Source organism: Streptomyces anulatus (genome assembly GCF_000721175.1).
Lineage (GTDB): Bacteria > Actinomycetota > Actinomycetes > Streptomycetales > Streptomycetaceae > Streptomyces > Streptomyces anulatus_C.
Map to the genome: position 1 here is coordinate 20,554 of NZ_JOEZ01000048.1, position 21,739 is coordinate 42,292.

At 72.5% G+C, this 21,739-nt stretch carries 21 protein-coding genes; 11 read left to right on the top strand and 10 right to left on the bottom strand.

Annotated features, from left to right (window positions below):
- Window positions 1-83: 83 nt before the first annotated feature.
- The 4 genes from IG90_RS0135740 to IG90_RS0135755 form a co-directional block, all read right to left on the bottom strand.
- A complete protein-coding gene (locus tag IG90_RS0135740) occupies window positions 84-527 on the bottom strand; it encodes a response regulator (protein ID WP_030594291.1) in 444 nt (147 codons plus the stop codon).
- Window positions 524-2,170 (bottom strand): sensor histidine kinase, encoded by a 1,647-nt coding sequence (locus IG90_RS0135745; protein ID WP_030594294.1) that lies wholly within the window; start codon window positions 2,168-2,170, stop codon window positions 524-526. The genes IG90_RS0135740 and IG90_RS0135745 overlap by 4 nt, the downstream gene beginning before the upstream one ends.
- Window positions 2,160-3,395: a PP2C family protein-serine/threonine phosphatase gene (locus IG90_RS0135750; RefSeq protein WP_030594297.1), complete on the bottom strand. Its 1,236-nt coding sequence runs from the start codon at window positions 3,393-3,395 to the stop codon at window positions 2,160-2,162. Before IG90_RS0135750 ends, IG90_RS0135745 begins: the two co-directional genes overlap by 11 nt.
- Before the next feature lie 116 nt (window positions 3,396-3,511).
- Window positions 3,512-4,408 (bottom strand): RNA polymerase sigma factor SigF, encoded by an 897-nt coding sequence (locus IG90_RS0135755; RefSeq protein WP_030594300.1) that lies wholly within the window; start codon window positions 4,406-4,408, stop codon window positions 3,512-3,514.
- A gap of 232 nt (window positions 4,409-4,640) precedes the next feature.
- Here IG90_RS0135755 and IG90_RS0135760 point away from each other — a divergent pair, with 232 nt between their 5' ends.
- Window positions 4,641-6,125: an SDR family NAD(P)-dependent oxidoreductase gene (locus IG90_RS0135760; protein WP_030594303.1), complete on the top strand. Its 1,485-nt coding sequence runs from the start codon at window positions 4,641-4,643 to the stop codon at window positions 6,123-6,125.
- A gap of 358 nt (window positions 6,126-6,483) precedes the next feature.
- Window positions 6,484-6,660 carry a hypothetical protein gene (locus IG90_RS44535; RefSeq protein ID WP_157846382.1) on the top strand — a complete coding sequence of 59 codons (177 nt, stop codon included), beginning with the start codon at window positions 6,484-6,486 and terminating at the stop codon, window positions 6,658-6,660.
- Between the two features lie 180 nt (window positions 6,661-6,840).
- Here IG90_RS44535 and IG90_RS0135770 read toward each other — a convergent pair whose 3' ends face one another.
- The 3 genes from IG90_RS0135770 to IG90_RS0135780 are packed head-to-tail and all read right to left on the bottom strand — an operon-like array spanning window position 6,841 to window position 9,705.
- Window positions 6,841-8,295, bottom strand: a complete 1,455-nt coding sequence (locus tag IG90_RS0135770; RefSeq protein ID WP_030594306.1) for a lipase maturation factor family protein — start codon at window positions 8,293-8,295, stop codon at window positions 6,841-6,843.
- A gap of 22 nt (window positions 8,296-8,317) precedes the next feature.
- Entirely contained in the window at window positions 8,318-8,830 is a 513-nt protein-coding gene (locus tag IG90_RS0135775; protein ID WP_030594308.1) for a DUF1990 domain-containing protein, read from the bottom strand.
- Window positions 8,827-9,705, bottom strand: a complete 879-nt coding sequence (locus tag IG90_RS0135780; protein ID WP_030594311.1) for a YndJ family protein — start codon at window positions 9,703-9,705, stop codon at window positions 8,827-8,829. The genes IG90_RS0135775 and IG90_RS0135780 overlap by 4 nt, the downstream gene beginning before the upstream one ends.
- A 169-nt stretch (window positions 9,706-9,874) precedes the next feature.
- Between IG90_RS0135780 and IG90_RS0135785 the strand changes: the two genes are divergently transcribed.
- From IG90_RS0135785 to IG90_RS0135800, 4 genes are all read left to right on the top strand, one after another.
- Window positions 9,875-11,002 carry a DUF6777 domain-containing protein gene (locus IG90_RS0135785; RefSeq protein ID WP_030594316.1) on the top strand — a complete coding sequence of 376 codons (1,128 nt, stop codon included), beginning with the start codon at window positions 9,875-9,877 and terminating at the stop codon, window positions 11,000-11,002.
- 69 nt (window positions 11,003-11,071) lie between these two features.
- The gene (locus IG90_RS0135790) at window positions 11,072-13,135 is read left to right on the top strand and encodes a SpoIIE family protein phosphatase (protein ID WP_030594320.1); all 2,064 of its coding nucleotides are present in this window, start codon (window positions 11,072-11,074) and stop codon (window positions 13,133-13,135) included.
- Between the two features lie 151 nt (window positions 13,136-13,286).
- The gene (locus IG90_RS0135795; RefSeq protein ID WP_030594322.1) at window positions 13,287-14,654 is read left to right on the top strand and encodes a wax ester/triacylglycerol synthase family O-acyltransferase; all 1,368 of its coding nucleotides are present in this window, start codon (window positions 13,287-13,289) and stop codon (window positions 14,652-14,654) included.
- A gap of 36 nt (window positions 14,655-14,690) precedes the next feature.
- A complete protein-coding gene (locus IG90_RS0135800; protein WP_030594323.1) occupies window positions 14,691-15,551 on the top strand; it encodes an Fpg/Nei family DNA glycosylase in 861 nt (286 codons plus the stop codon).
- Window positions 15,552-15,564: 13 nt separating this feature from the next.
- Here the strand turns inward: IG90_RS0135800 and IG90_RS0135805 are convergent, their stop codons facing one another.
- Complete coding sequence (locus IG90_RS0135805) at window positions 15,565-16,200, bottom strand: zf-HC2 domain-containing protein (RefSeq protein ID WP_030594324.1); 636 nt, start codon at window positions 16,198-16,200, stop codon at window positions 15,565-15,567.
- Window positions 16,201-16,271: 71 nt separating this feature from the next.
- Between IG90_RS0135805 and IG90_RS0135810 the strand changes: the two genes are divergently transcribed.
- The 4 genes from IG90_RS0135810 (at window position 16,272) to IG90_RS0135825 (ending at window position 20,159) form a co-directional block, all read left to right on the top strand.
- Window positions 16,272-17,024: a LytR/AlgR family response regulator transcription factor gene (locus IG90_RS0135810; protein WP_030594325.1), complete on the top strand. Its 753-nt coding sequence runs from the start codon at window positions 16,272-16,274 to the stop codon at window positions 17,022-17,024.
- Window positions 17,025-17,110: 86 nt separating this feature from the next.
- Complete coding sequence (locus IG90_RS0135815; protein ID WP_051860396.1) at window positions 17,111-17,473, top strand: hypothetical protein; 363 nt, start codon at window positions 17,111-17,113, stop codon at window positions 17,471-17,473.
- Window positions 17,470-18,972 (top strand): sodium/solute symporter, encoded by a 1,503-nt coding sequence (locus IG90_RS0135820; protein WP_030594327.1) that lies wholly within the window; start codon window positions 17,470-17,472, stop codon window positions 18,970-18,972. The genes IG90_RS0135815 and IG90_RS0135820 overlap by 4 nt, the downstream gene beginning before the upstream one ends.
- Window positions 18,969-20,159 (top strand): sensor histidine kinase, encoded by a 1,191-nt coding sequence (locus IG90_RS0135825; protein ID WP_030594328.1) that lies wholly within the window; start codon window positions 18,969-18,971, stop codon window positions 20,157-20,159. The genes IG90_RS0135820 and IG90_RS0135825 overlap by 4 nt, the downstream gene beginning before the upstream one ends.
- A gap of 10 nt (window positions 20,160-20,169) precedes the next feature.
- Here IG90_RS0135825 and IG90_RS0135830 read toward each other — a convergent pair whose 3' ends face one another.
- Window positions 20,170-20,676 carry a hypothetical protein gene (locus IG90_RS0135830; protein WP_030594330.1) on the bottom strand — a complete coding sequence of 169 codons (507 nt, stop codon included), beginning with the start codon at window positions 20,674-20,676 and terminating at the stop codon, window positions 20,170-20,172.
- 112 nt (window positions 20,677-20,788) lie between these two features.
- Here IG90_RS0135830 and IG90_RS0135835 point away from each other — a divergent pair, with 112 nt between their 5' ends.
- The gene (locus tag IG90_RS0135835) at window positions 20,789-20,986 is read left to right on the top strand and encodes a zf-HC2 domain-containing protein (RefSeq protein WP_030594333.1); all 198 of its coding nucleotides are present in this window, start codon (window positions 20,789-20,791) and stop codon (window positions 20,984-20,986) included.
- Here IG90_RS0135835 and IG90_RS0135840 read toward each other — a convergent pair.
- Complete coding sequence (locus tag IG90_RS0135840; RefSeq protein WP_030594336.1) at window positions 20,920-21,492, bottom strand: sigma-70 family RNA polymerase sigma factor; 573 nt, start codon at window positions 21,490-21,492, stop codon at window positions 20,920-20,922. The genes IG90_RS0135835 and IG90_RS0135840 overlap by 67 nt on opposite strands.
- Window positions 21,493-21,739: the final 247 nt, after the last annotated feature.

The following is a 21,739-nucleotide window of genomic DNA, read 5'->3' on the forward strand; positions in this document are numbered from 1 at the left end:
GGCGCCGCAGTGAGGTCGGAGACCTTTTCCGCCATTCGTCTACCCCTGGCGAAGGATCCCACTCCAGGAGACCCGGACCGATCCTACGCACGTCCGGGCAGCCGCACCACGGTCACGAAGAACTCGTCGATCTGGCGCACCGCCGCGATGAACTGATCAAGATCCACCGGCTTCGTCACGTACGCGTTGGCGTGCAGCTTGTAGCTGCGCAGGATGTCCTCCTCGGCCGAGGACGTGGTGAGCACGACCACCGGGATGAGGGAGAGCTCGGGGTCGCCCTTGATCTGCTCCAGCACCTGCCGGCCGTCGTACTTGGGCAGGTTCAGGTCCAGCAGCACCAGGTCGGGGCGGGGGGCCTCGGTGTACTCGCCGCGCCGGTAGAGGAAGTCCAGCGCCTCCTGCCCGTCGCGCACGACGTGCAGGGTGTTGCGGATCTTGTTGTCCTCGAAGGCCTCACGGGTCATCAGCTCGTCACCGGGATCGTCCTCGACGAGCAGGACCTCGATGGGCTGGACATGGGTGTTCACGAAGGATCTCCCGGCTGGCTGGTGAGCAGGGCGGGAGCGAGCAGCTCCGCCGTGGTGTGCGTGGGCGCCTCGGGCGCCACGGGCAGGGTGAAGTGGATGAGGGTGCCTTCGCCCGGATCCGGCTCCAGCCAGATCCGGCCACCGTGGAACTCGACGATCTTCCGGCAAAGCGCGAGGCCGATGCCCGTGCCCTCGTACGCGTCACGGGCGTGCAGCCGCTGGAAGATGACGAACACCTTGTCCGCGAACTCGGGCGCGATCCCGATCCCGTTGTCCGACACGGTCAGGTGCCAGTCCTCGCCCTCGCGTACGCAGTCGAGCGAGATCCGGGGCGGGACGCCCTCCCGGCGGAACTTCACCGCGTTGCCGACGAGGTTCTGCCAGACCATGGTGAGCGCGGTCGCGTCCCCGAGCAGTTCGGGCAGGGACTCCGGCCGTTCGATCACCGTCCCCGACTCCTCGACCGCGAGGTTCAGATTGGCCAGGGCGCGGTCCAGGGCCTGGTCCAGATCGACCGGCTTCCAGCTCTCCTGCACCCGTCCCACGCGCGAGAACGTCAGCAGGTCGTTGATGAGGACCTGCATCCGTTTGGCGCCGTCCACCGCGAAGGCGATGTACTGCCTGCCCCGCTCGTCGAGCTCCTCGCCGTACCGCTTCTCCAGCAGCTGGCAGAAGGAGGCGACCTTGCGCAGCGGTTCCTGGAGGTCGTGCGAGGCGACGTACGCGAACTGCTCCAGCTCCGAATTGGAGCGGCGCAGTTCCTCCGTCTGCTCCGCGAGCAGGGCCTCGCGGTCCTGAGCCTCGGCCAGTTCGTCGGCCAGCCGCCGCCGCATGTCCTCCACCGCCCAGGCCACGGCCTGCACGTCGGAAGGGCCCTTGATCTCGATCCGCGTCCCGAAGGCCCCCGACCTGACGCGGTCCGACGCGCCGCGCAGCCGGTTCAGCGGCACGCCCACCACCCGGTGGAGCAGCAGGCTCAGCGCCATCACGGTCAGCACGAAGACGGTGACCAGCGCGATCAGCACCCGGTCGCGGGTGGTGCGGGCCGAGTCCAGGTCGGCCCGCGCCTGGTCTCGGGCTTCGGCGAGATGCCCCTGCTGGTCGTCGTACGCCTGCCGCAGCTGGTCGAAGTCCGCCTTGCTGCGCTGCAGCTGCGCCCCGGTGGCGGCCTCGCTCGGCCCCGCCTCCCGGACCGTCCGCATCAGCGGCTCGGCCTTGCTCTGCCGCCACTGCTGCGCGGCGGCGGCGATGGTGTCGAGGTCGTCGGCGTACCGGTTGCCCGGGCCCACCAGGCGCCGTACCTGCGCGATGCGCTCCTGCTCGGCCGCCTTCCCCGCCTCGTAGGGTTCGAGGAAGGAGTCGTCGCCGGTCAGCGCGAATCCCCTGATCCCGGTCTCCTGGTCGAGCAGGGCGTTCTGGAGCTGGAAGGACGCCGATCTGGCGGGCTGGATACGGTCCACGAGATCGGTCGTGCGGTCGGAGATGCGGGACATCACGAGCCCCCCGATCACCAGGCAGCCACAGACCACCACGATGAATCCGCCGAGTATGAGATGGACCCAGTTCTGCACCGACAGGCGTGCGGCGAAGCCGCTGGGCGCCGGTTCCCTCGTCGTGTCGCCGCTCGTCGCGCTATCGCTCATCGGATTCCGCTCCCCAGCCCAGATGCAGTACAGCCACGTCGTCCGCGAGTCCGCCGTAGGGCGCGGCCCCCTCGGCGGCTCCCGCCACCAGGGCGTCGACGAAGGCGCGGGCCGGCAGATGCCCGTTGGCCTGCGCCATCGCGAGCAGCCCTTCCTCCCCGAGGCGGCTGTCCGGTCCGTCGCGCCCCTCGAAGAGCCCGTCCGTGAAGAGCACCAGACCCGCACCGGGCGTCAGCGGGATGTCGACCGTCGGCCACCGGCCGGTCCCGGGCAGCAGCCCGAGCGCCATACCGCCCTCGGGCTCCACCCAGGTCACGTCCGTGCCCTGACGCAGCAGCAGGCCGGGGTGACCGGCCCGCAGGACCTGGGCGTGCCGCTGCTCGGGTGGGAACGCCAGCGAGGTGACGGTGGCGAACACATGCGTGTCCGAGCGCTCGGCGACCAGGATCTCCTCCAGCAGGGCTATCTGCTCGGGTTGGGACGTACCGCACAGCACGGCGGTACGCCAGGCCACCCGCAGACACACGCCGAGCGCGGCCTCGGCGGCGCCGTGCCCGGAGACATCACCGATCACCGCGTGCACCGTGCCGTCCGAGGTCTGCACGACGTCGTAGAAATCACCGCTCAGCAGCCCGTGGACCCGCCCCGGCTCATAACGGGCGCGCGCCCGGAAGCGGTCGTTCCGCAACAGTGGGACGGGCAGGAGCCCTCGCTCCAGCCGGGCGTTCTCCTGGGCGGTCAGCCGGTTGGCGCGCAGTGCGGCGGCGGCGCGTTCCACTTCCTTGCGCTGCAGGGCGTAGCGGATCGCGCGCGCCAGCACCTCGGGGTCCAGGAGCCCCTTGACCAGGTAGTCCTGGGCGCCTCCGGCGACCGCGCGGAGCCCGGTGCCGGACTCCTGCAGACCGGTGAGGACGACGATCGCGGCCTCGCTGTCGGACTCCAGTATCTGGCGCACGGCGTCCAGGCCGTGAACGTCGGGGAGGTGCAGATCGAGGAGCACGCACACCGGGGTGGTGGACGCGTGCAGGAAGGCGCGCGCCTCGGCCAGGGTCTTGCACCAGGTGAGGGCGGAGTCCAGCTCGCTGTCGGTGAGCATCTCCTCGACGAGCAGGGCGTCCCCCGCGTCGTCCTCCACGAGCAGGATCGACGCGTTCAGATTCCACAGCGGTGCCTCGGCGGGCTGTGCGGGCCCGACCTGCTGGCAGGGTATTCCGGAGATGCCCACAGGACTCGGTGATGTGCCCACGGGCGACTCGGTCAACCCTCCACCCCCTCGTGCGACGGCGCGGTTGATCCGGCCTGACCGTCAGGAAGCATAGGCGAGCGACGGGCCACGCGGGATCACGCCTCGACGCTCATCCCCTTGCGCAGCTGCTGGACGATCCTGCTGAGCAGCCGCGACACGTGCATCTGGGACACGCCCAGCTCCTCGCCGATCTGCGACTGCGTCATCTCCGCCCCGAACCGCATCTGCACGATCCGGCGCTCCCGGTCGTCGAGCTGCTCCAGCAGCGGAGCCAGGGTGTGCAGGTTCTCGACGGTCTCCATGGCCGGATCCGTCTCGCCGAGGACATCGGCGTACGCCCGCTGCTCCTGGCCGGAGTCGCTGTCCGCGGAGGGGGTGTCGAGCGAACCGGCGGAGTAGCCGTTGGCGGCCACGAGCCCCTCGATGATCTCCTCCTCGGGGAGGTCGAGGTGGGCGGCCAGCTCCTTGACGGTGGGGTCGCGGTCGAGCTCGGCGGAGAGCTGTTCCTTCGCCTTGGCGAGGTCCACCCGCAGCTCCTGGAGCCGCCGCGGCACATGCACCGACCAGGTGGTGTCGCGGAAGAACCGCTTGATCTCCCCGACGATGTAGGGCACCGCGAAGGTGGCGAACTCCACCTCGCGGGACAGGTCGAACCGGTCGATCGCCTTGATCAGACCGATCGTGCCGACCTGGATGATGTCCTCGGTGTCGTCGCCGCCGCGGTTGCGGAACCGGGACGCGGCGAAGCGCACCAGGGAGAGGTTCATCTCGATCAGGGTGTTGCGCGCGTACTGGTGCTCGTGGGTGCCCTCCTCCAGGACCTGGAGCTTGTCGAAGAAGATCTTCGACAGGGCCCGGGCGTCCTGCGGAGCGATCTTTCCTGCGTCCTCGACCCAGGGCAGTTCTCCGGTGACGTCCGCCGTCCGCGCACCGGCCCGGTCGTCGCTCAGCGGCGCCTTCGTCCCGGTGGCTCGCACTGACATCGCCGTCATGGTGTCACCCTCCCTGCTGCCCAATGTGTCGGACGGTCGCTTGCCCCGTCCCCGCGAAGTCATGCGTCCTGGTTCCGTTTCTTTTCCGCGGCCTCACCCGAGCCGCCTCCACCGGCAGGCCGCTCGTACACCGCTCGAACGGAGCAGTGGCCCGCGCATGGCAAACTTGGGCGGGGTGTTTCGGCCTGCGGTGATCCACGATCCGCGGCGAGAAGATGACAGAGGAACGGCAATGACGGTGACAGAGGACGGCCCGGAGCTCGCTCCCGGAATCGAGGAGTTCGGTCCCGGTATCGACCCGGAGCGGCTGGCCGTCTGCCTGAGCGTGCTCGACGAACTCGACAAGATCGAGGTGGACCACCCGGACGCCATCGCCGTCCGCCGGGCCACCGCCGGGATCTACCGCACGGTGAAGCAGCGCCGCCGCCAGGAGCGCCGCGCCGCGAAGACCGCCCACGACCGGGCCGTCACCGAGGCCACGGCGACCGGCTCGGCCGAGCGGATCGACGACGAGACGCAGGGCGTGCTGCCCTCCTCCTCCGCCCAGGCCGAGATCGCCGGCATCCTCCAGCGGCCGCGGTCCTGCTACATCTGCAAGACGCGGTACGTCGAGGTCGACGCGTTCTACCACCAGCTCTGCCAGCCGTGCGCCAAGGAGAACCGCTCCCGCCGCGACGCCCGTACCGACCTGACCGGACGCCGGGCGCTGCTCACCGGCGGCCGGGCGAAGATCGGCATGTACATCGCGCTGCGGCTGCTGCGCGACGGGGCGCACACCACCATCACCACCCGCTTCCCCAACGACGCGATCCGTCGCTTCAAGGCCATGGAGGACAGCGACGAGTGGATCCACCGGCTGAAGATCGTCGGCATCGATCTCCGTGACCCGGCCCAGGTCGTCGCGCTGGCCGACTCGGTCGCCGCCGAGGGGCCGCTCGACATCCTGATCAACAACGCCGCCCAGACCGTGCGCCGCTCCGCGGGGGCGTACAGCGAGCTGGTCAACGCCGAGTCGGCCCCGCTGCCCGCCGGTGAGCTGCCCGTCGCCGAGGTCATCGGCACCTTCGGCAGCGGCACGGTCGACCGGGTGGCCGCGCTGCCCGCCGCCCGCAAGGAGGGCCTGAGCGCCCAGGAGGTCACCGACCTCGCCCTGGTCACCGGCTCCGCCTCGCCGGCCCGGATCGCCGCCGGCACCGCGATCGACGCGGGCGGCCTCGTCCCGGACCTGCACGACAGCAACAGCTGGATCCAGACGGTCGAGGAGGTCGAGCCGATCGAGCTCCTCGAAGTCCAGCTCTGCAACTCCACCGCGCCGTTCATCCTGATCAGCCGGCTGCGCCCGGCGATGGCCGCCACCGCCGCGAAGCACGCGTACGTCGTCAACGTCTCGGCGATGGAGGGCGTCTTCAGCCGCGGCTACAAGGGTGCGGGCCACCCGCACACCAACATGGCCAAGGCCGCGCTCAACATGCTGACGCGCACCAGCGCCCAGGAGATGTTCGAGAAGGACGGCATCCTGATGACGGCCGTGGACACCGGCTGGATCACGGACGAGCGCCCGCACCCCGACAAGATGCGGCTCGCCGAGGAGGGCTTCCACGCGCCCCTCGACCTGGTCGACGGCGCGGCCCGGGTCTACGACCCGATCGTGCGCGGTGAGGGCGGCGAGGCGCTCTACGGCTGCTTCCTCAAGGACTACGCCCCCGCGAACTGGTAACCCGAACGGCTCAACCGGCCCGTCGGTCTCCGCGCGGCGGCCCGAAACCCGGCCCAGGATGTTCCCTGGGCCGGGTTTTGTGCGTACCCGGTGGCCGAAAGTGACGTACCGCACACGTTCTATCGAGCGCGGTGGCGCTCATTTGGTTACGCTGAGGCGAACGGACGCCATCGAGGAGCCCACGAAGGTTCCTCGACCGTCCTGGGACACGGCCGGTAACCCGGCCGCCGTCCCGCCCCCAACCGGCGCCACCGCGACCGACATATCCCAAACCCTGCCCCGCGCGGGCGGTCGCGCCCCGGCACAACTGCCGGAGCGGCGGCGACGCCCCGGGCGGCGCGACACGAAGGAGTGCGCGGTGACGACACCGGAACTGACCAAGCGCGAAATGCGCCCCGCCGAACGGAACGCGGGACGGCCCGGCCGCCCCGAGAAGCTGCGGAACATCGAGGTCTGGGCCAGGGCCGCCCCGATCCGGCTCGCCGGATACGAGGACGACCTCGCCGAGCCGCACATCCTCCCCGGCATCGACTGACCCCTGAGATCTCTTCCAGTGCCGTGACAGGCGACGTTCGCCCCGTCGCGACGCCCGGCACGCACGCTCGCCGCACCGGCCGGAATCCCGAGTACGTCCAGTACGAGGGCTTCCGGCCGGCACACCGGGAGCACGCACCGGACGCCACTCCTTGACGGGCAGACGTCGCCTGCCACGGCACTATCGCGTCCCGCGGCCCGTCCCCCCGCCCTCCCGCTCCGGCGGCAGCGGCCGGGAGACGGGCCGCAGGAATTCCCGGACGTAGGTGCGGTGCCACCAGCGGCCGGTGGCCCGCAGCTCCCGGAGCCCGGTGAACCGGTAACGGAACACCCGGGCGCGAACGTGCCGGGGCGGCCCGTCGGGGAACGGGTTGTGACCGAGCAGCCGGAGCGTGTCCCGGTCGCCCTCCAGCAGCCGCTCGGTGAACGGCCCGAACCAGGAGCGCGCGTACGCCGGGGAGAGCGCCGCGAACCACATCATCCAGTCGAGCCGCAGATGGTACGGGGCGAACAGGCGCGGCAGCCGGCGCGGATCGCCCGGCTTGCCGCGGAAGCCGTACTCCCGCCACCCGGTGCCCTCGTGCGCGACGGGATCGGCGCTGCCCTCCACCACGACCTCCAGCCGCATCCGGCTGATCGAGCCGAACGCCCCATAGGTGTTGACCAGGTGCAGGGGGTCGTAGGACCGGTTCATCGCCTGCCGCCGTGAGAGCAGATTGCGCGCCGGGCGGTAGCTGAGCACCAGCACCAGGGCGGTGACCGCGATGACGACCACCTCGAACCAGAGGGGTGGCGCGACCTGGGCCGGTGGCGGACCGGCCAGCGGAGTCCAGTCGATCGCGGAGAGCGCCAGCGCGATGGTGAGCCAGTTCAGCCAGGCGAAGTTCCCCGACAGGACCAGCCAGAGCTGGGTGAGGACCATCAGGCCGGCGGCCACGCTCGCCACCGGCTGCGGGGTGAACAGCAGGAAGGGCACCAGCAGCTGGGTGACATGGTTGGCGGCGACCTCCACCCGGTGCACGGGCCTGGGCAGATGGTGGAAGAACCAGCTCAGCGGCCCCGGCATCGGCTGCGTCTCGTGGTGGAAGTCCAGGCACGTCAGCTCGCGCCAGCACGCGTCCCCGCGCATCTTGATCAGCCCCGCGCCGAACTCCACCCGGAACAGCAGCCACCGCAGCAGCCACAGGACCAGCACCGGCGCGGCCGTGTCCCCGTTGCCGAGGAAGACCGCCAGGAACCCCGTCTCCAGCAGCAGCGACTCCCAGCCGAATCCGTACCAGACCTGTCCCACCTGGACGATCGACAGATACAGCACCCATGGCAGCGCCCAGAGCAGCATGCCGCCCCACAGCGGCAGCAGACCGTCGAGACCGGCGATCAGGGCCACGGAGGCGGCGCAGCCGCTCCAGGCGACGGAGGCGAAGAAGCGGTCCGAGTAGTGGAGCCGGAAGAGGCCCGGAGCGGCCCGCCAGGGCGTGCGCCGCAGCAGCTCGGGGACGGGCAGCATGCCGCGCTCGCCGATCAGCGCCCGGAACTGGAGCGCGGCGGAGAGGAAGGCGACCAGATAGACCACGGCCAGAGCCCGCTGGAAGATCAGCCGGCTCAGCCAGTAGCCGTCCGCGGTGAACCATTCCATCCCTGCCAGTATCGGCCAGGAGTCAGCCGGCGGCGACGATACGGCGCAGCGTGCGGCCGAGCCTGCGCGCGTACCAGAGCTGCACGGGCGGCACCAGCGGTCCGGCGAGCCGGGCGTACCAGGAGGCGGGGCGCGAGAACGCCAGCACCGTGAACCACACGGTGCCGTCGTCCGTGAGGTCCACCACGAAGCACTCCTCGCCGCGCTCCGGATGCCCGGCCAGGGTGCCGTAGCCGAAGCCGGTGCGGCCGTCCTCCCCGTACGCCGTCCAGATCACCTCGCAGGGGGCCGTGAAGCGCAGCGGCCCGAGACCCAGGGAGACCCGGACGCTGCCGCCGGGCTCCGCGCGCCGGGCCGGGGCCTCCACCCGTGCGCCCGAGGCGCGGTGCATCCGCCATTCGGTCACCGCCGCGCCTGCGGCCGCGAAGTCGGCCTCGCCCCGGCCGATCCGGGTGCGGTGGTGGAGGTGGTGGTAGCCCCGGGGGAGCGGGCCCAGGCGGGTCGCGCCGACCTCCGGGTAGGTGAGGGTGCTCATGCGGTCCTGCCTCCGGTGCGCTGGGGTGCTTCGGTACGGATGGGTGCCTCGGTGCGGATGGGCTCCTGGGTGCGGATGCGCCGCCAGGCCAGCAGTGAGCAGAGCGCGAAACCCAGCGCATTGCCGAGGCCATGGGTGGCGGCCATCCAGGTCAGCGTGGGGTGGGGCAGCCCGGTCGCCTCGCCGAGCGCCCAGCTCAGCGCGAGCAGCATCGTCGCCACCAGGACGGCGGCGGAGGTGAGCAGCAGGAGCCGCGTCGTCCGGTCCCGGCCGTCGGCGTGCCCCATGCGCCGGGTGAGCAGGCCGACCGTCCACATTCCGGCGGTGAGGACGACGGCCCCGACCAGCTCGGCCCAGTCGCCGACGAAATAGCCGGCGAGGACGAGGAGGGTGCCCAGCGGCACGCTCAGTGCGGCGAAGCGGCCCGCCGGGCCGTCGGCGACCCGGCAGACCAGACCGGCGATCAGGGCGGCGGCGAATCCGGCGAAGTGGAAGTGCGGCACGGTGAGCGCGAGGATGCCGAGGTCGAACCCGAACAGTTCGTGTCCGGCGCGCTCGGCGACCAGGGCGATCGCGGCGACGGCCGGGGTGACCAGCGCGGTGAGCAAGGCGATCCCGGCGGGGTCGAGGTCCCGGCCGCGGGCCGCCCGGCGCGGTGCGTGCAGGGCGAGCAGGACGGCGCCCAGTGCGTAGCAGCAGGCGAGCGCCGCGGCCGTGGCACCACGCGGCAGCCAGAGGGCGATCGCGCCCGGTACGGAGAAGAGCGGCCAGAGCCGGCGGATCCGGTCCAGCTCCCGCAGCTCGGTCAGTCGCAGCCCCACGGGCACGACGACGACCATGCCCAGCATCACGATGGCGTTGACGAGTGCGGACACGCCTCCCCCTCTGCTTTGAACGTGTTCAAGTCTTGGGGGAGAGAGTAGAGGGTTTATTGAACGCGTTCAAGACGGGGGTGGCGGTGGGCCGTCCGCTTGCGGGCCCGTGCTCGGTGCGGCACAGATGGTGACACCCACTCCGTTCCACAGGGACAGGCAGGAGAGCTCTGTGCGCTCACCCAGACGTTCCCGGCGTACCGCGCTCGCCGCGCTGTCCGCCGGGGTGCTGTTCGCCGTCGCCGGCTGTGGTGGCGGTGGCGACCGTACGGCGAAGGGCACCACGGGCACCGCGGACGCCAAGGACGTCCTCCTCCAGTCGCTCGCGTCCCCCGGCCCCGGACCGTTCACCGCGTCCACGGCGCGGGCGACGGCCTCCGCGTCCCCCACCGGCGCACCGGACGCCGAACCGACCTCCGCCACCCGGACGGTCCATCCGGTCTCCGGCGCCGTTCCGGGGCTCTACGGCGGCACCCGGTCGGTCGCCGCCTGCGACGTCGAGCGGCAGACCACCCTGCTGACCGACGGCGAGGACAAGGCGCGCGCCTTCGCCGACGCGGCCGGCATCGAGGCCGTGCAGATCCCGGGCTACCTGAGGTCCCTCACCCCGGTCGTCCTGCGCGCAGACGCCCAGGTCACCAATCACGGCTACAGCGCCGGCTCGGCCACCGCCTTCCAGGCCGTGCTCCAGACGGGCACCGCCGTCCTGGTCGACAGCCGGGGCATGCCCCGCGTCCGCTGCGCCTGCGGAAACCCGCTGGGCCCGCCCGTGGTCGCCGACGGGAAGGTGGCCCACCGCGGTGAGCGCTGGCCCGGCTACGACCCCGCGCGCATCGTGGCCGTCGAGCCCGGCGTCAAGGCGGCCACCAGCCTGATCATCGTGGACGCCGACGACGACACCTGGATCGAACGGGTCATGGGTGACAGCGGCGGCCGCGACCGCACCCCCGACGACCCGCCGCCCTTCGCGCCCGACGCCGACCTGCTCTTCCCGTCGCCGGGCCGCCCCACCGAGTCCGCGCCCCCGGACCCCCCGCCGTCCGACCCGGCCCCCTCCGAGCCGGAAGGGCCGACGGACCCCGGGCCCGCGGAGCCGTCCGACGACTTCGGCGACACACCGCCCGAGGAGCCGTGGGAGTACGAGGACGAGGGCGGCCCGGACGTCGCGCCGGAGCCGACCCAGGTCTTCCCCGCCGAGCCGGACGAGCCCGCGGTACCCGACGGGCCGGTGGAGCCGGCCCAGCCGGACGAGCTGGACGAGCCCATGGAAGCGGGCATCGGTGACGTGTTCGCCGGCTGACCCGGCCCGTACGGATCGGTCGCGGAATCGGACAAGAAGAATCGGACGAACAATGGCAGAGTGTCCCACATGGATGATCGGGTAGCGGGTGCCCTGTCACTCCCCGACGACTGGCCCGCCCACCCGGACCTCAGCCTCGCCCTGAACCGTATGGGCAGCTTCGACTGGGACCTCGACACGGGCCTCATGCACATGGACCGGACCGCCCTCGACGTGTTCGACCTGACCGCGGAAGAGTACGACGACCGGCCGGCCACGCTGGCGCCGCGCGTGCCGACGGACGAGGCCCAGCGCCTGGACGGGATGGTCTCGCACGCCCTCAAGAGCGGCCGCACCAACTACGGCGCGTACTTCCGCATCCAGCGGCGCGACGGAACCCTGCGCTGGACCCACACCCAGGGCTTCGTCCGCCGCGACGGCACCGGCCGCCCGCGCCGCATCATCGGGATCGTCCGCGACGCCACCCAGGAACTGGCCGACTCCACCGCCCGGCGCGAGCTGGACGAGGAGCGCCGCCGGCGCACCAGCCTGGTCGAGGGCACCACCGCCGCGCTGGCCCACGCCCGTACCGTCAAGGACGTCATCGCCGTCCTCAAGAACTCCCAGGGCCTCGCCCACCTCGGAGCCACCAGCCTCGTCATGGGCCTGCTGGAGTCCGGCCGCATCCACCTCGTGGCCGACGGCCCCGAAGGCTCGTACGTCCCCGGCACCCAGTACACCCGGGTGGACGAGCAGTACCCGATGAGCGAAGTGGTCCGCACGCTGGCCCCGCGCTTCATCGAGTCCGCCGACGACTTCGCCGCCTCGTACCCGATCCTGTGGCCCGGCATCAGCCACCTCGGGATCACCTCCGCCGCCTACATGCCGCTGATCGCCCAGGCCCGCCCGATCGGCGCACTCGGCCTCCTCTACCGGGACAAGGCGGGCTTCACCGCCGACGAACGCAATCTGCTGATGGCGCTCGGCACCTCGATCGCCCAGAGCCTCCAGCGCGCGATGCTCTACGAGCAGGACCACGACCTCGCCGAGGGGCTCCAGCAGGCGATGCTGCCGCGCAGGATCCCGGCCGTGCCCGGGGCGCAGGTCGCCGTCCGCTACCGCTCGGCCCGCCTCGGCCGCGACATCGGCGGCGACTGGTACGACCTGATCCCCCTGCCCGGCGGCCGGGTCGGCGCCGTCATCGGGGACGTCCAGGGGCATGACACCCACGCCGCCGCCGTCATGGGACAGCTCAGGATCGTCCTGCGCGCGTACGCCGCCGAGGGGCACAGCCCCGCCACGGTCATGGCGCGCGCCTCCGTCTTCCTCCACGAACTGGACACCGACCGCTTCGCCACCTGCACCTACGCCGAGGTCGACCTCACCACCGGCGTCGTCCAGGTGGTCCGCGCCGGACACGTCGACCCGCTGGTCCGGGACGTGGACGGGAGCTGCCGCAGGATGCCGTCCGAGGGCGGCCTGCCGCTGGGCCTCTCTGCGGAGTTCGGCCAGCTGGAGTACCCGGTCGGCACGGTCGAGCTGGACCCCGGCCAGACGATGATCCTGTTCACCGACGGCCTCGTCGAGCTGCCGGGCTCCGACCTCGACGAAGGCATGCAGCTGCTCACCACACTCGTCACCAACGGCCCCCACGACCTGCAGACACTGGCCGACCAGCTCTGCGACGCCGTCGACGTGCGCGGCGGCCAGGACGATGTCGCGGTCCTGCTGCTGCGCCGCCGGGCCGCGCACGCCCCGCAGCCGGGCGGCCGGCTCCAGCAGCACGTCGCCCAGAACGACCCCGAGGCGCTGAGTTCGTCCCGGCACATGATCCGGGCCGCGGTCCGGACCTGGGGGGCGAAGGACCGGGCCGACGAGATCGAGCTCGCGGCCGACGAACTGATCACCAACGCGCTCATGCACACCGACGGCGGCGCCGTCGTGACGATCCGGGTGCTCGCCGGAACCGAGCGACGCCTCCGCGTCGATGTCGAGGACCGCTCCAGCGCCCTGCCCCGGCGCCGCGACGCGGGGGTGTCCGGAGTGTCCGGGCGCGGCCTCATGCTGGTCGACCGGCTGTCCGACGTCTGGGGCGTGGAGTCCCGGGGCAGCGGCAAATGCGTGTGGTGCGAGTTCCTCATCCCGGCGCTATGACCCCGGCCCGCCGGTCCGGGCTCCGCGGACCCGGCCCGGGTGGCGTAACAGTACGTAACACGTATGTGCTTGACCGTGACCGTCCGCAGGGATTGACTGCGGGCACCGGCCGCACCCCGGCCCTGCCGCCCTCGACGACATGAGGTCCCCGTTGGGTACCGAGCTTCTCGCCCCGCTCGATCTTGCTTTCTGGCACCTCGAATCGGACGCCCATCCGATGCACCTGGGCGCGCTCGCCGTCTTCGCCCCGGCGCCGGGCACCGGTCCGGAGCGGATCCTCGACCTGCTCGGGACCCGCGCCGCCGCCATCCCCCGGCTGCGCATGCGCGTACGGGACGTCCTGCTGCCGGTCGGCGGCAAGGCCTGGACGGTGGACAAGGACTTCGACGTGCACCGGCACGTCAGCTACGTCGTCGTGGACGGCGGCGACTTCACGGCGGAGGCCACCCGGCTGGCCGGCGAACTGATGGAGCGACCGCTCGGGCGGGGGCTGCCGCCCTGGCGGATGTACCTCGTCGGCGGTACGGGCGGCGGGCCCTTCGCCGTCCTGGTCAAGCTGCACCACGCGCTGGCCGACGGGATGCGGGCGGTCGCCATCGGCGCCGGGATCTTCGACGAGATCGCCGCCGTCACCAGCGCCCGCACCGCCGCCCGGGGCCGCCCCGCCGTCCCGCCACGCTCCTGGCTGCCCGACCCCCGCGAGATGGCGGGCATGGCGCTGGGGCGGATCGGCGAGGTCGGCCGGGCGCTCGGCGTGGGGGCCTCCGTCGTCCGCGCCGGCCGCCTCGACCTGCGCGGCGCGACCGCCTTCACCGCACCCTCCAGCGGCACCCGGCGCCTGGCCACCGCCGACCTCGACGCCGGGGACCTCCAGCGGATCCGGCGGGCCGAGGGCGGCACCGCCAACGACATCCTCCTCGCCGTCGTCGCCGGGGCCCTGCGCCGCTGGATGGCCGAGCGCGGCGAGCCGCTGCCCGTCGCCGACCCGCGCGCCCTGGTCCCCGTCTCCCGGCGCCGGCCCGGCGGCGCCACCGCCACCGGCAACCGGCTCTCCGCCTATCTGCTCGGCCTGCCGGTCACCGTGGCCGACCCGCGCGAGCGGCTCCGGGCGGTCCGGAGCGCGATGGACCGCAACAAAGCGGCCGGCCCCCTTAAGGGCGCCGGAGCCGTCGCCGTCCTCGCCGACCAACTACCGCCGCTGGCGCATCGGTTCGGCGCGCCGTTGGCGGCCGGCGCCGCCCGCATGCTGTTCGACGTGCTGGTCACCAGCGTGCCGCTGCCGCGCTCCGCGCTGTCGCTGGGGGGCTGCCCGCTGACCGCCCTCTACCCCATGGCACCGCTGGCCAGGGGCCAGTCCCTGGCGGTCGCCCTCTCCACCTACGGAGGGCGGGTGCACGTGGGTCTGGTGGCCGACGGCAAGGCGCTGCCCGACCTCGACCGGCTCGCCGCGTCCGTCGAGGAGGAGTTCACCGAGCTGTACGCCGTCATCACCGGCACGGACCGCACACCGGTGCCCTGACAGGCGGCCGCCCACCGGCTGCGGCAGGCTGGCACCATGCCCGAACTGCCCGAAGTCGAAGCCCTGCGGGCCTTCCTCGGCGACCACCTGGTCGGCAAGGAGATCGCCCGCGTCCTCCCGCTGGCGATCAGCGTCCTGAAGACGTACGACCCGCCGCTGACCGCCCTCGAAGGCGCCACGGTCACCTCGATCGCCCGGTACGGGAAGTTCCTCGACATCGAGGCGGGCGGGCTCCATCTCTGCACCCACCTGGCACGGGCCGGCTGGCTCCGCTGGAAGGACTCCTTCCCGGCCGCCCCGCCCCGCCCCGGCAAGGGGCCCCTCGCCCTGCGCCTGGTGACCGCGGACCGCGACGGCTTCGACCTGACCGAGATGGGCACCAAGAAGCGCCTCTCCGTCCACCTCGTCCACGACCCCATGGACGTCCCCGGGATCGCCCGCCTCGGCCCGGACCCCCTCGCCGACGGCTTCGACCGGGACGCGTTCGCCGCTCTGCTCGCCGGGGAGCGCCGTCAGATCAAGGGCGCGCTGCGCGACCAGTCGCTCATCGCGGGCATCGGCAACGCCTACAGCGACGAGATCCTGCACGTCGCGAAGATGTCCCCGTTCAAACGGACCGCCGACCTCGGTGAGGACGACGTGACCCGTCTGTACGACGCGCTGCGCACCACGCTGAAGGACGCCGTGGCCCGCGCCGGCGGGATGGAGGCGGGGCAGCTCAAAGCCGAGAAGAAGAGCGGGATGCGGGTCCACGGGCGTACCGGAGAGGCCTGCCCGGTCTGCGGGGACACCGTCCTGGAGGTCTCCTTCAGCGACTCCTCGCTGCAGTACTGCCCCACCTGCCAGACCGGCGGCAAACCGCTGGCCGACCGGAGGCTCTCGAAGTTCCTGAAGTGACCGCACCCCAGGTTCACCGCGTCACCGTCACCAGCCGCCGCCCGTCCGCCGTCCGCACCTCGAAGTGGTCGATGCCCTCCGGCCGCAGCGCCGCCCCGCCCGACACCTCCACCGGACCACCCCCAGCGCCCCCGGCCGACCAGCTGCCCACCGTCTCCTCACTGCCGTCCCGGCCCACCGCGACCAGCGCGCACACCCCCTCCACCGGAACCCGCGCCACCTCCAGCGCCACCGCCGACCCCCATTCGTGCCCCGCCGCCGTCACCACCGCGGCCACTCCCGACGCCCCGTCGCTCCCGGACCACCTCCGCACACCCGCCCCGTCCGCCGGACCGCCCGAGGACCCTGCCACCAGCGCGGTGCCGCCCGCCGCCAGCACGACCGCGGCCGCCACCAGCGCGAGCCGCCGCCGCCCCGCCCTGCGCCGCCCTGCCACCACCACGGCCGTCAGCCGTTCCGCGAGACCGGGCCCCGGCGCCACCGGAGGCCCCGCCACCGCCAGCCCCGCCCTCACCCCGGCGAACTCCCGAGCCCGCCCACGGCAGCCGGGACAGTCCGCCAGATGCTCCTCGAACCGGAAGGCGTCGGTGTTCCCGAGCACACCCAGGGCATAGGCCCCCACACGGATGTGGGGTTCGGTCGTCTGCATGTACTGCGGTACGGGAACAAGCCGCACATCACTCAAGCCATCGGCTCCCACACCCCCTAAACTCCGGCCTCATGCTGCGCGTACTCGCCGTCGACGACGAACAACCCGCCCTGGAGGAACTCCTCTACCTCCTGCGCGCCGACCCCCGTGTCCGCAGCGCCGAGGGCGCCACCGGCGCGACCGAGGCACTGCGCCGCATCGGGGGCGCGGTGGACGCCGGGCCCGACGACCCGTCCGCGATCGACGTGGTCTTCCTCGACATCCACATGGCCGGACTCACCGGCCTCGACGTCGCCCAGCTCCTCGCCGGGTTCGCCGCGCCCCCGCTCATCGTCTTCGTCACCGCGCACGAGGGCTTCGCCGTCCACGCCTTCGACCTCAAGGCCGTCGACTACGTGCTCAAACCGGTCCGCCGCGAACGCCTCGCCGAAGCCGTCCGCCGGGTCGCCGAACAGGTGGGGGACCGGACCTCACCCGTCCACGACAGCGCGGGGGACCAGATCCCGGTCGAGCTCGGCGGCGTCATCCGCTTCATCCCCATCGACGAGATCGCCTACGCCGAGGCGCAGGGTGACTACGCGCGCCTGCACACCGCCACCGGCAGCCATCTCGTCCGCATTCCGCTCACCACCCTGGAGGAGCGCTGGCGCTCCCGCGGTTTCGTCCGGATCCACCGCCGCCACCTCGTGGCACTGGGCCGCATCGACGAACTGCGACTGGACGCGGGCAGCATGAGCGTGCGCATCGGGGAGGCCGAACTCGCCGTCAGCCGCCGCCACACCCGCGCCCTGCGCGACCTCCTGATGCGCCAGGGAGGCCGCTGAGAGAAGGCGCCGGGCCGCCGCTGACCTGCTGCGTCCTTCGGTTGTCCCTTCCCAGCATCACCCGCCGACGCCTACACTCCGAGCCCATGTCCGCAGAGCCAACCCCCCGGCGCGAAGTGGTCACGGGGGAGCCGCGGCGGGTGCGCCCGCTGCCCCGCTACCGCACCCAGTCGGAGATCGACGAGCAGACCGCCCTCGGCGGCGCCTATGTGCGCTCGCTGATGCGCGGACAGCTGCGCGCCGGGCTCACCGTCTTCGGCGTGCTCGCCCTCGTCGCGGGCACCCTGCCGCTCCTCTTCGCCGCGCTGAACAGCTCCGCCCTCGTCTGGGCGCTGCTCGGCTTCGCCACCTACCCGCCACTCACCCTGGCCGGCTGGTGGTACGTCCGCCGGGCCGAGCGCAACGAACGCGACTTCGCCCGGCTGGTGGAGGGCCGCCCCGCCCCGTGAGCACCCCCGACCACATGGCGTCCTGGGTGGCCGTCGCCCTCGTCGTCCTCGCCACCGTCCTCGTCGGCGGCTTCGGCCTGCGCATCTCCCGGACGACCTCCGACTTCTACGTCGCCTCCCGCACCGTACGGCCCCGCCTCAACGCCGCCGCGATCAGCGGCGAGTACCTCTCCGCCGCCTCCTTCCTCGGCGTCGCCGGGCTCGTCCTCGTCCACGGCCCCGACATGCTCTGGTATCCGGTCGGCTACACCGCCGGCTATCTGGTGCTCCTGATCTTCGTCGCCGCGCCGCTGCGCCGCTCGGGGGCGTACACCCTGCCGGACTTCGCCGAAGGACGGCTCGAATCGCGGCGGGTCCGCCGCCTGGTCAGCGCCCTCGTCGTCGGCGCGGGCTGGCTCTACCTCGTACCGCAGCTCCAGGGCGCCGGACTCACCCTCAAGATCCTCACCGGCGCCCCCGGCTGGCTCGGCGACGTCCTCGTCGCCACCGTCGTGACCGCCGCCGTCGCCGCAGGCGGCATGCGCTCCATCACCTTCGTCCAGGTCTTCCAGTACTGGCTGAAGCTCACCGCCCTCCTCGTCCCCGCCCTCTTCCTGGTCCTGGCGTGGCAGGGCGACGGCCGCCCGCGCGTCAGCTTCGACGACCAGCTCGCCGTCTTCCGCGCCGACCACCCGCTGTACGCGACGTACGGGCTGATCGTGGCGACCTTCCTCGGCACCATGGGCCTGCCCCACGTCGTCGTCCGCTTCTACACCAGCCCCAACGGCCGCGACGCCCGCCGCACCACCGTCGCCGTCCTCGCACTCGTCGGCCTCTTCTACCTGCTGCCGCCGGTCTACGGCGCGCTGGGCCGGCTCTACACCCCCGAACTGCGGTACGGGGGAGACGCGGACGCCGCCGTCCTGTTGCTGCCCGCCCGCGTCATCGGCGGACTCGGCGGGGACCTCCTCGGGGCGCTGATCGCCGGCGGGGCCTTCGCCGCGTTCCTCTCCACCGCCTCCGGGCTCACCATGGCCGTCGCCGGCGTCATCACCCAGGACGTCCTGCCCTCGCGCGGGGTACGCCACTTCCGGCTCGCCACCGTCCTCGCCATCGCCGTGCCGCTCGCCGGTTCCCTGCTGGTGAGCCGGGTGCCCGTGGCCGACGCGGTGGGCATGGCCTTCGCCGTCTCGGCCTCCTCCTTCTGCCCGCTGCTCGTCCTCGGCATCTGGTGGCGCCGGCTCACCCCGCCCGGGGCCGTCGCGGGGCTCCTGCTGGGCGGCGGCTCCGCCCTGCTCGCGGTGGCCATCACCGTCAGCGGAGCCGTACGCCCGCCGGGCTGGCCGCACGCCCTGCTCGCCTGGCCCGCCGTCTGGTCCGTCCCCGTGGGGTTCCTGGCGATGATCCTCGTCTCGCTCGCCACGCCGGGGCGGATACCCCCGGGCACCAACGCCGCCATGACCCGCTTCCACCTCCCCGAAGCCCTCACCTCCGCCCGGGCCGCCGGGAGGGAACGATGACCGGGGCCGCGATCGCCGTCCTCGTCGTGCTGGTCGCGCTGCTGTTCGGCACCGGGTTCTGGCTGGGCCGCCGCACCGCCCGCCCGCTGCGCCCCAGCGACGTCGGCACGCCCGTCGAGCACGCCACGTTCGAGACCCTGCACACCGCGTCGCTGGCCGCCCCGCCGCTGCGGGCCGGGCTCACCGAGGAGAGCGCCCGGCGGGCCGCCCGCCGGCTGCGCTCCCTGCTCGGCACCGACGCCCTCTGCCTCACCGACCGGGACCGGGTGCTGGTCTGGGACGGCGCTGGGCAGCACCACGACAAGGACGTGATGGAGCACCTGAAGGTGCTGCTGGACAACGGCCGCGGCACCGCCTTCGACAGCGGCTGCGCCGACCTCGACTGCCCGCTGCGCTGGGCCGTCGCCGTCCCGCTCACCGTCGAGAACCGGGTCCTGGGCGCACTCGTCGCCTACGCCCCGCGCGAATCGGCGGTGCTGGCCCGAGCCGCGGGGGAGGTGGCGCGCTGGGTCTGCGTCCAGCTGGAACTGGCCGAGCTGGACCGCTCCCGCACCCAGCTCATCGAGGCCGAGATCAAGGCCCTGCGGGCGCAGATCTCCCCGCACTTCATCTTCAACTCGCTCGCCGCCATCGCCTCGTTCGTCCGGACCGACCCCGAGCAGGCCCGCGAACTGCTTCTGGAATTCGCCGACTTCACCCGCTACTCGTTCCGCCGGCACGGGGAGTTCACCACCCTGGCCGACGAACTGCACTCCATCGACCAGTACTTGGCCCTCGTCCGCGCCCGCTTCGGCGAACGCCTCGCCGTGACCCTCCAGGTCGCCCCCGAGGTGCTGCCGGTCGCGCTGCCGTTCCTGTGCCTCCAGCCGCTGGTGGAGAACGCCGTCAAGCACGGGCTCGAAGGGGCGGTCACCCGCAGCCGGATCACCATCAGCGCCCTGGACGCCGGCTCGGAGGCCGAGGTGGTCATCGAGGACGACGGAACGGGGATGGACCCCGAACGGCTGCGGCAGATCCTGCGCGGCGAGGGCGGCGCCTCCACCGGCATCGGTCTGCTCAACGTGGACGAGCGGCTGCGCCAGGTCTACGGCGACGACTACGGCCTCGTCATCGAGACCGGGGTCGGGGCGGGCATGAAGATCACGGTGCGGCTGCCCAAGTACCGTGCCGGGGTCCACGGTTCCTGAACGGGAGGGTTCAGCACAGGTGGACGGCCAGATGGCCCAGCGGCAGCCCCAACTGCCAGGCCGGCGTCCAGATCCGGACCTCGCCCTCCTCCGCCGGGCCGGCCGCGGGCTCCCAGGGGGCGGGGCCGATCGCGTCCAGGTCCGCCGCGAGCAGTTCGGTCTCCTCCAGCCAGCGCCAGGCCGCCCGCGCCAACGCCAGATCGGGGTCGCCGGGCGCGGCGCACCGCCCGGCCTGCGCCAGCCGCTCGCAGATCCAGGTGCGCCAGGTGCGGCCGTACGCCGTGAGTATCCGCAACTCGTCGACCCGCGGTCCGGGCAGGGGCCGGAGGGCGGGGGCGTCCCCGGGGAGTTCGCACAGGAACATCGTCAGCGCGAGCGCGTCGCGCCCCGCCCGGAACTCCAGGGTCTCCGGCTCCATCAGATCACCGGTCCGTAGCAGTTCGTCGGCGACGTACTCGGTGGACAGCCAGGTCATCGGTACCTGGAGCCCGGTCCCATCCGTATCCTCGGGACGCATCCCGTCTCGCCTCTTTCCTTGCTCGGTACCGGGCTTCACGCAGCATTGAACCGGGGGCGGGCGCCCCGCGTGGGCAGAAGGGGAGGACCGCCCAGGAGATGCGAGGCTGTGAATGAGTGCCGACCCCGGCGACGACCCGCACGTGCGCCTGCTGCTGGGCGCGTACGTCCTGGACGCCCTGGACGACGGGGAGACCTGCCGGGTCGCCCGCCACCTCCGGGGCTGCGACGACTGCGCCCGGGTCTACGTGGAGGTGGCCGAGGCCTCCGCCCTGCTGGCGCTGCTCCGGTCCGATGACCTGCGGGAGTAGCCGGGCAGGGTCCGCGCAAGAACCCGCAGGGCGTAGTACGACCGGGACTTGACGGTCCCGGCGGGGATGCCGAGCACCGCGGCCGTCTCGCCGACGCTCAGCCCGCGGAAGTAGATCTGCACCAGCACCGCACGGTGCTCGGGGCTGAGGGTGCGGACCGCCTCGCGGACGTCCAGGGCGCGGACGGCGCGGTCCGCGGCGTCCAGGGCGGCCGGGGTGCTCTCCAGCACCGTGTCGCTGACCTCGACGGGGCGGGCCTGACGGGAGCGCCGCGCGTCGATGGCGAGGCGGCGGCCGACAGTGAACAGCCAGGGCCGCATCGATTCGTAGGGGGCGTCGAAGGCCTCGGGATGCTGCCAGGCGCGTACGAGGGTCTCCTGCACCAGGTCCTCGGCCCGCTGCCGGTCCCCGAAGGTCAGGCCGAGGAGGAAGTGGAACAGGGCGGGGCCGTGTTCCCGCTGCAACTCCGCGAGGGTCCGCTCGTCGGTCGTCGTCGTGGTGTTCATGAACGTCCTCTCCCGCCGAGGCCCCTGACGGCCTCGTTGCCGACTGGCGTATCCGAACGCATTCGGCGGCGCGGGAACAGGCGGTTCGCCGAGGCGTGCGACGAGCGGTCGCTCAGTGCGGCGAATGGTGCGGTGAACGGTCGAAGGGCCGTCGGGGTCGGCCGGTACGACCAGTTCAGCTAGGTATGCGGCAGTGCTCCTTGCGTATGCGATATGAAGGTATGTGTAGTCGGATGGTCGCAATCAT

Coding starts and splice junctions, on each gene's coding strand:
- IG90_RS0135745 (WP_030594294.1), bottom strand. CDS start 2,170: ATGAGCGATAGCGCGACGAGCGGCGACACGACGAGGGAACCGGCGCCC.
- IG90_RS0135755 (WP_030594300.1), bottom strand. CDS start 4,408: ATGACGGCGATGTCAGTGCGAGCCACCGGGACGAAGGCGCCGCTGAGC.
- IG90_RS0135760 (WP_030594303.1), top strand. CDS start 4,641: ATGACGGTGACAGAGGACGGCCCGGAGCTCGCTCCCGGAATCGAGGAG.
- IG90_RS0135770 (WP_030594306.1), bottom strand. CDS start 8,295: ATGGAATGGTTCACCGCGGACGGCTACTGGCTGAGCCGGCTGATCTTC.
- IG90_RS0135775 (WP_030594308.1), bottom strand. CDS start 8,830: ATGAGCACCCTCACCTACCCGGAGGTCGGCGCGACCCGCCTGGGCCCG.
- IG90_RS0135790 (WP_030594320.1), top strand. CDS start 11,072: ATGGATGATCGGGTAGCGGGTGCCCTGTCACTCCCCGACGACTGGCCC.
- IG90_RS0135800 (WP_030594323.1), top strand. CDS start 14,691: ATGCCCGAACTGCCCGAAGTCGAAGCCCTGCGGGCCTTCCTCGGCGAC.
- IG90_RS0135805 (WP_030594324.1), bottom strand. CDS start 16,200: ATGCAGACGACCGAACCCCACATCCGTGTGGGGGCCTATGCCCTGGGT.
- IG90_RS0135810 (WP_030594325.1), top strand. CDS start 16,272: ATGCTGCGCGTACTCGCCGTCGACGACGAACAACCCGCCCTGGAGGAA.
- IG90_RS0135815 (WP_051860396.1), top strand. CDS start 17,111: ATGTCCGCAGAGCCAACCCCCCGGCGCGAAGTGGTCACGGGGGAGCCG.
- IG90_RS0135825 (WP_030594328.1), top strand. CDS start 18,969: ATGACCGGGGCCGCGATCGCCGTCCTCGTCGTGCTGGTCGCGCTGCTG.
- IG90_RS0135830 (WP_030594330.1), bottom strand. CDS start 20,676: ATGCGTCCCGAGGATACGGATGGGACCGGGCTCCAGGTACCGATGACC.
- IG90_RS0135835 (WP_030594333.1), top strand. CDS start 20,789: ATGAGTGCCGACCCCGGCGACGACCCGCACGTGCGCCTGCTGCTGGGC.
- IG90_RS0135840 (WP_030594336.1), bottom strand. CDS start 21,492: ATGAACACCACGACGACGACCGACGAGCGGACCCTCGCGGAGTTGCAG.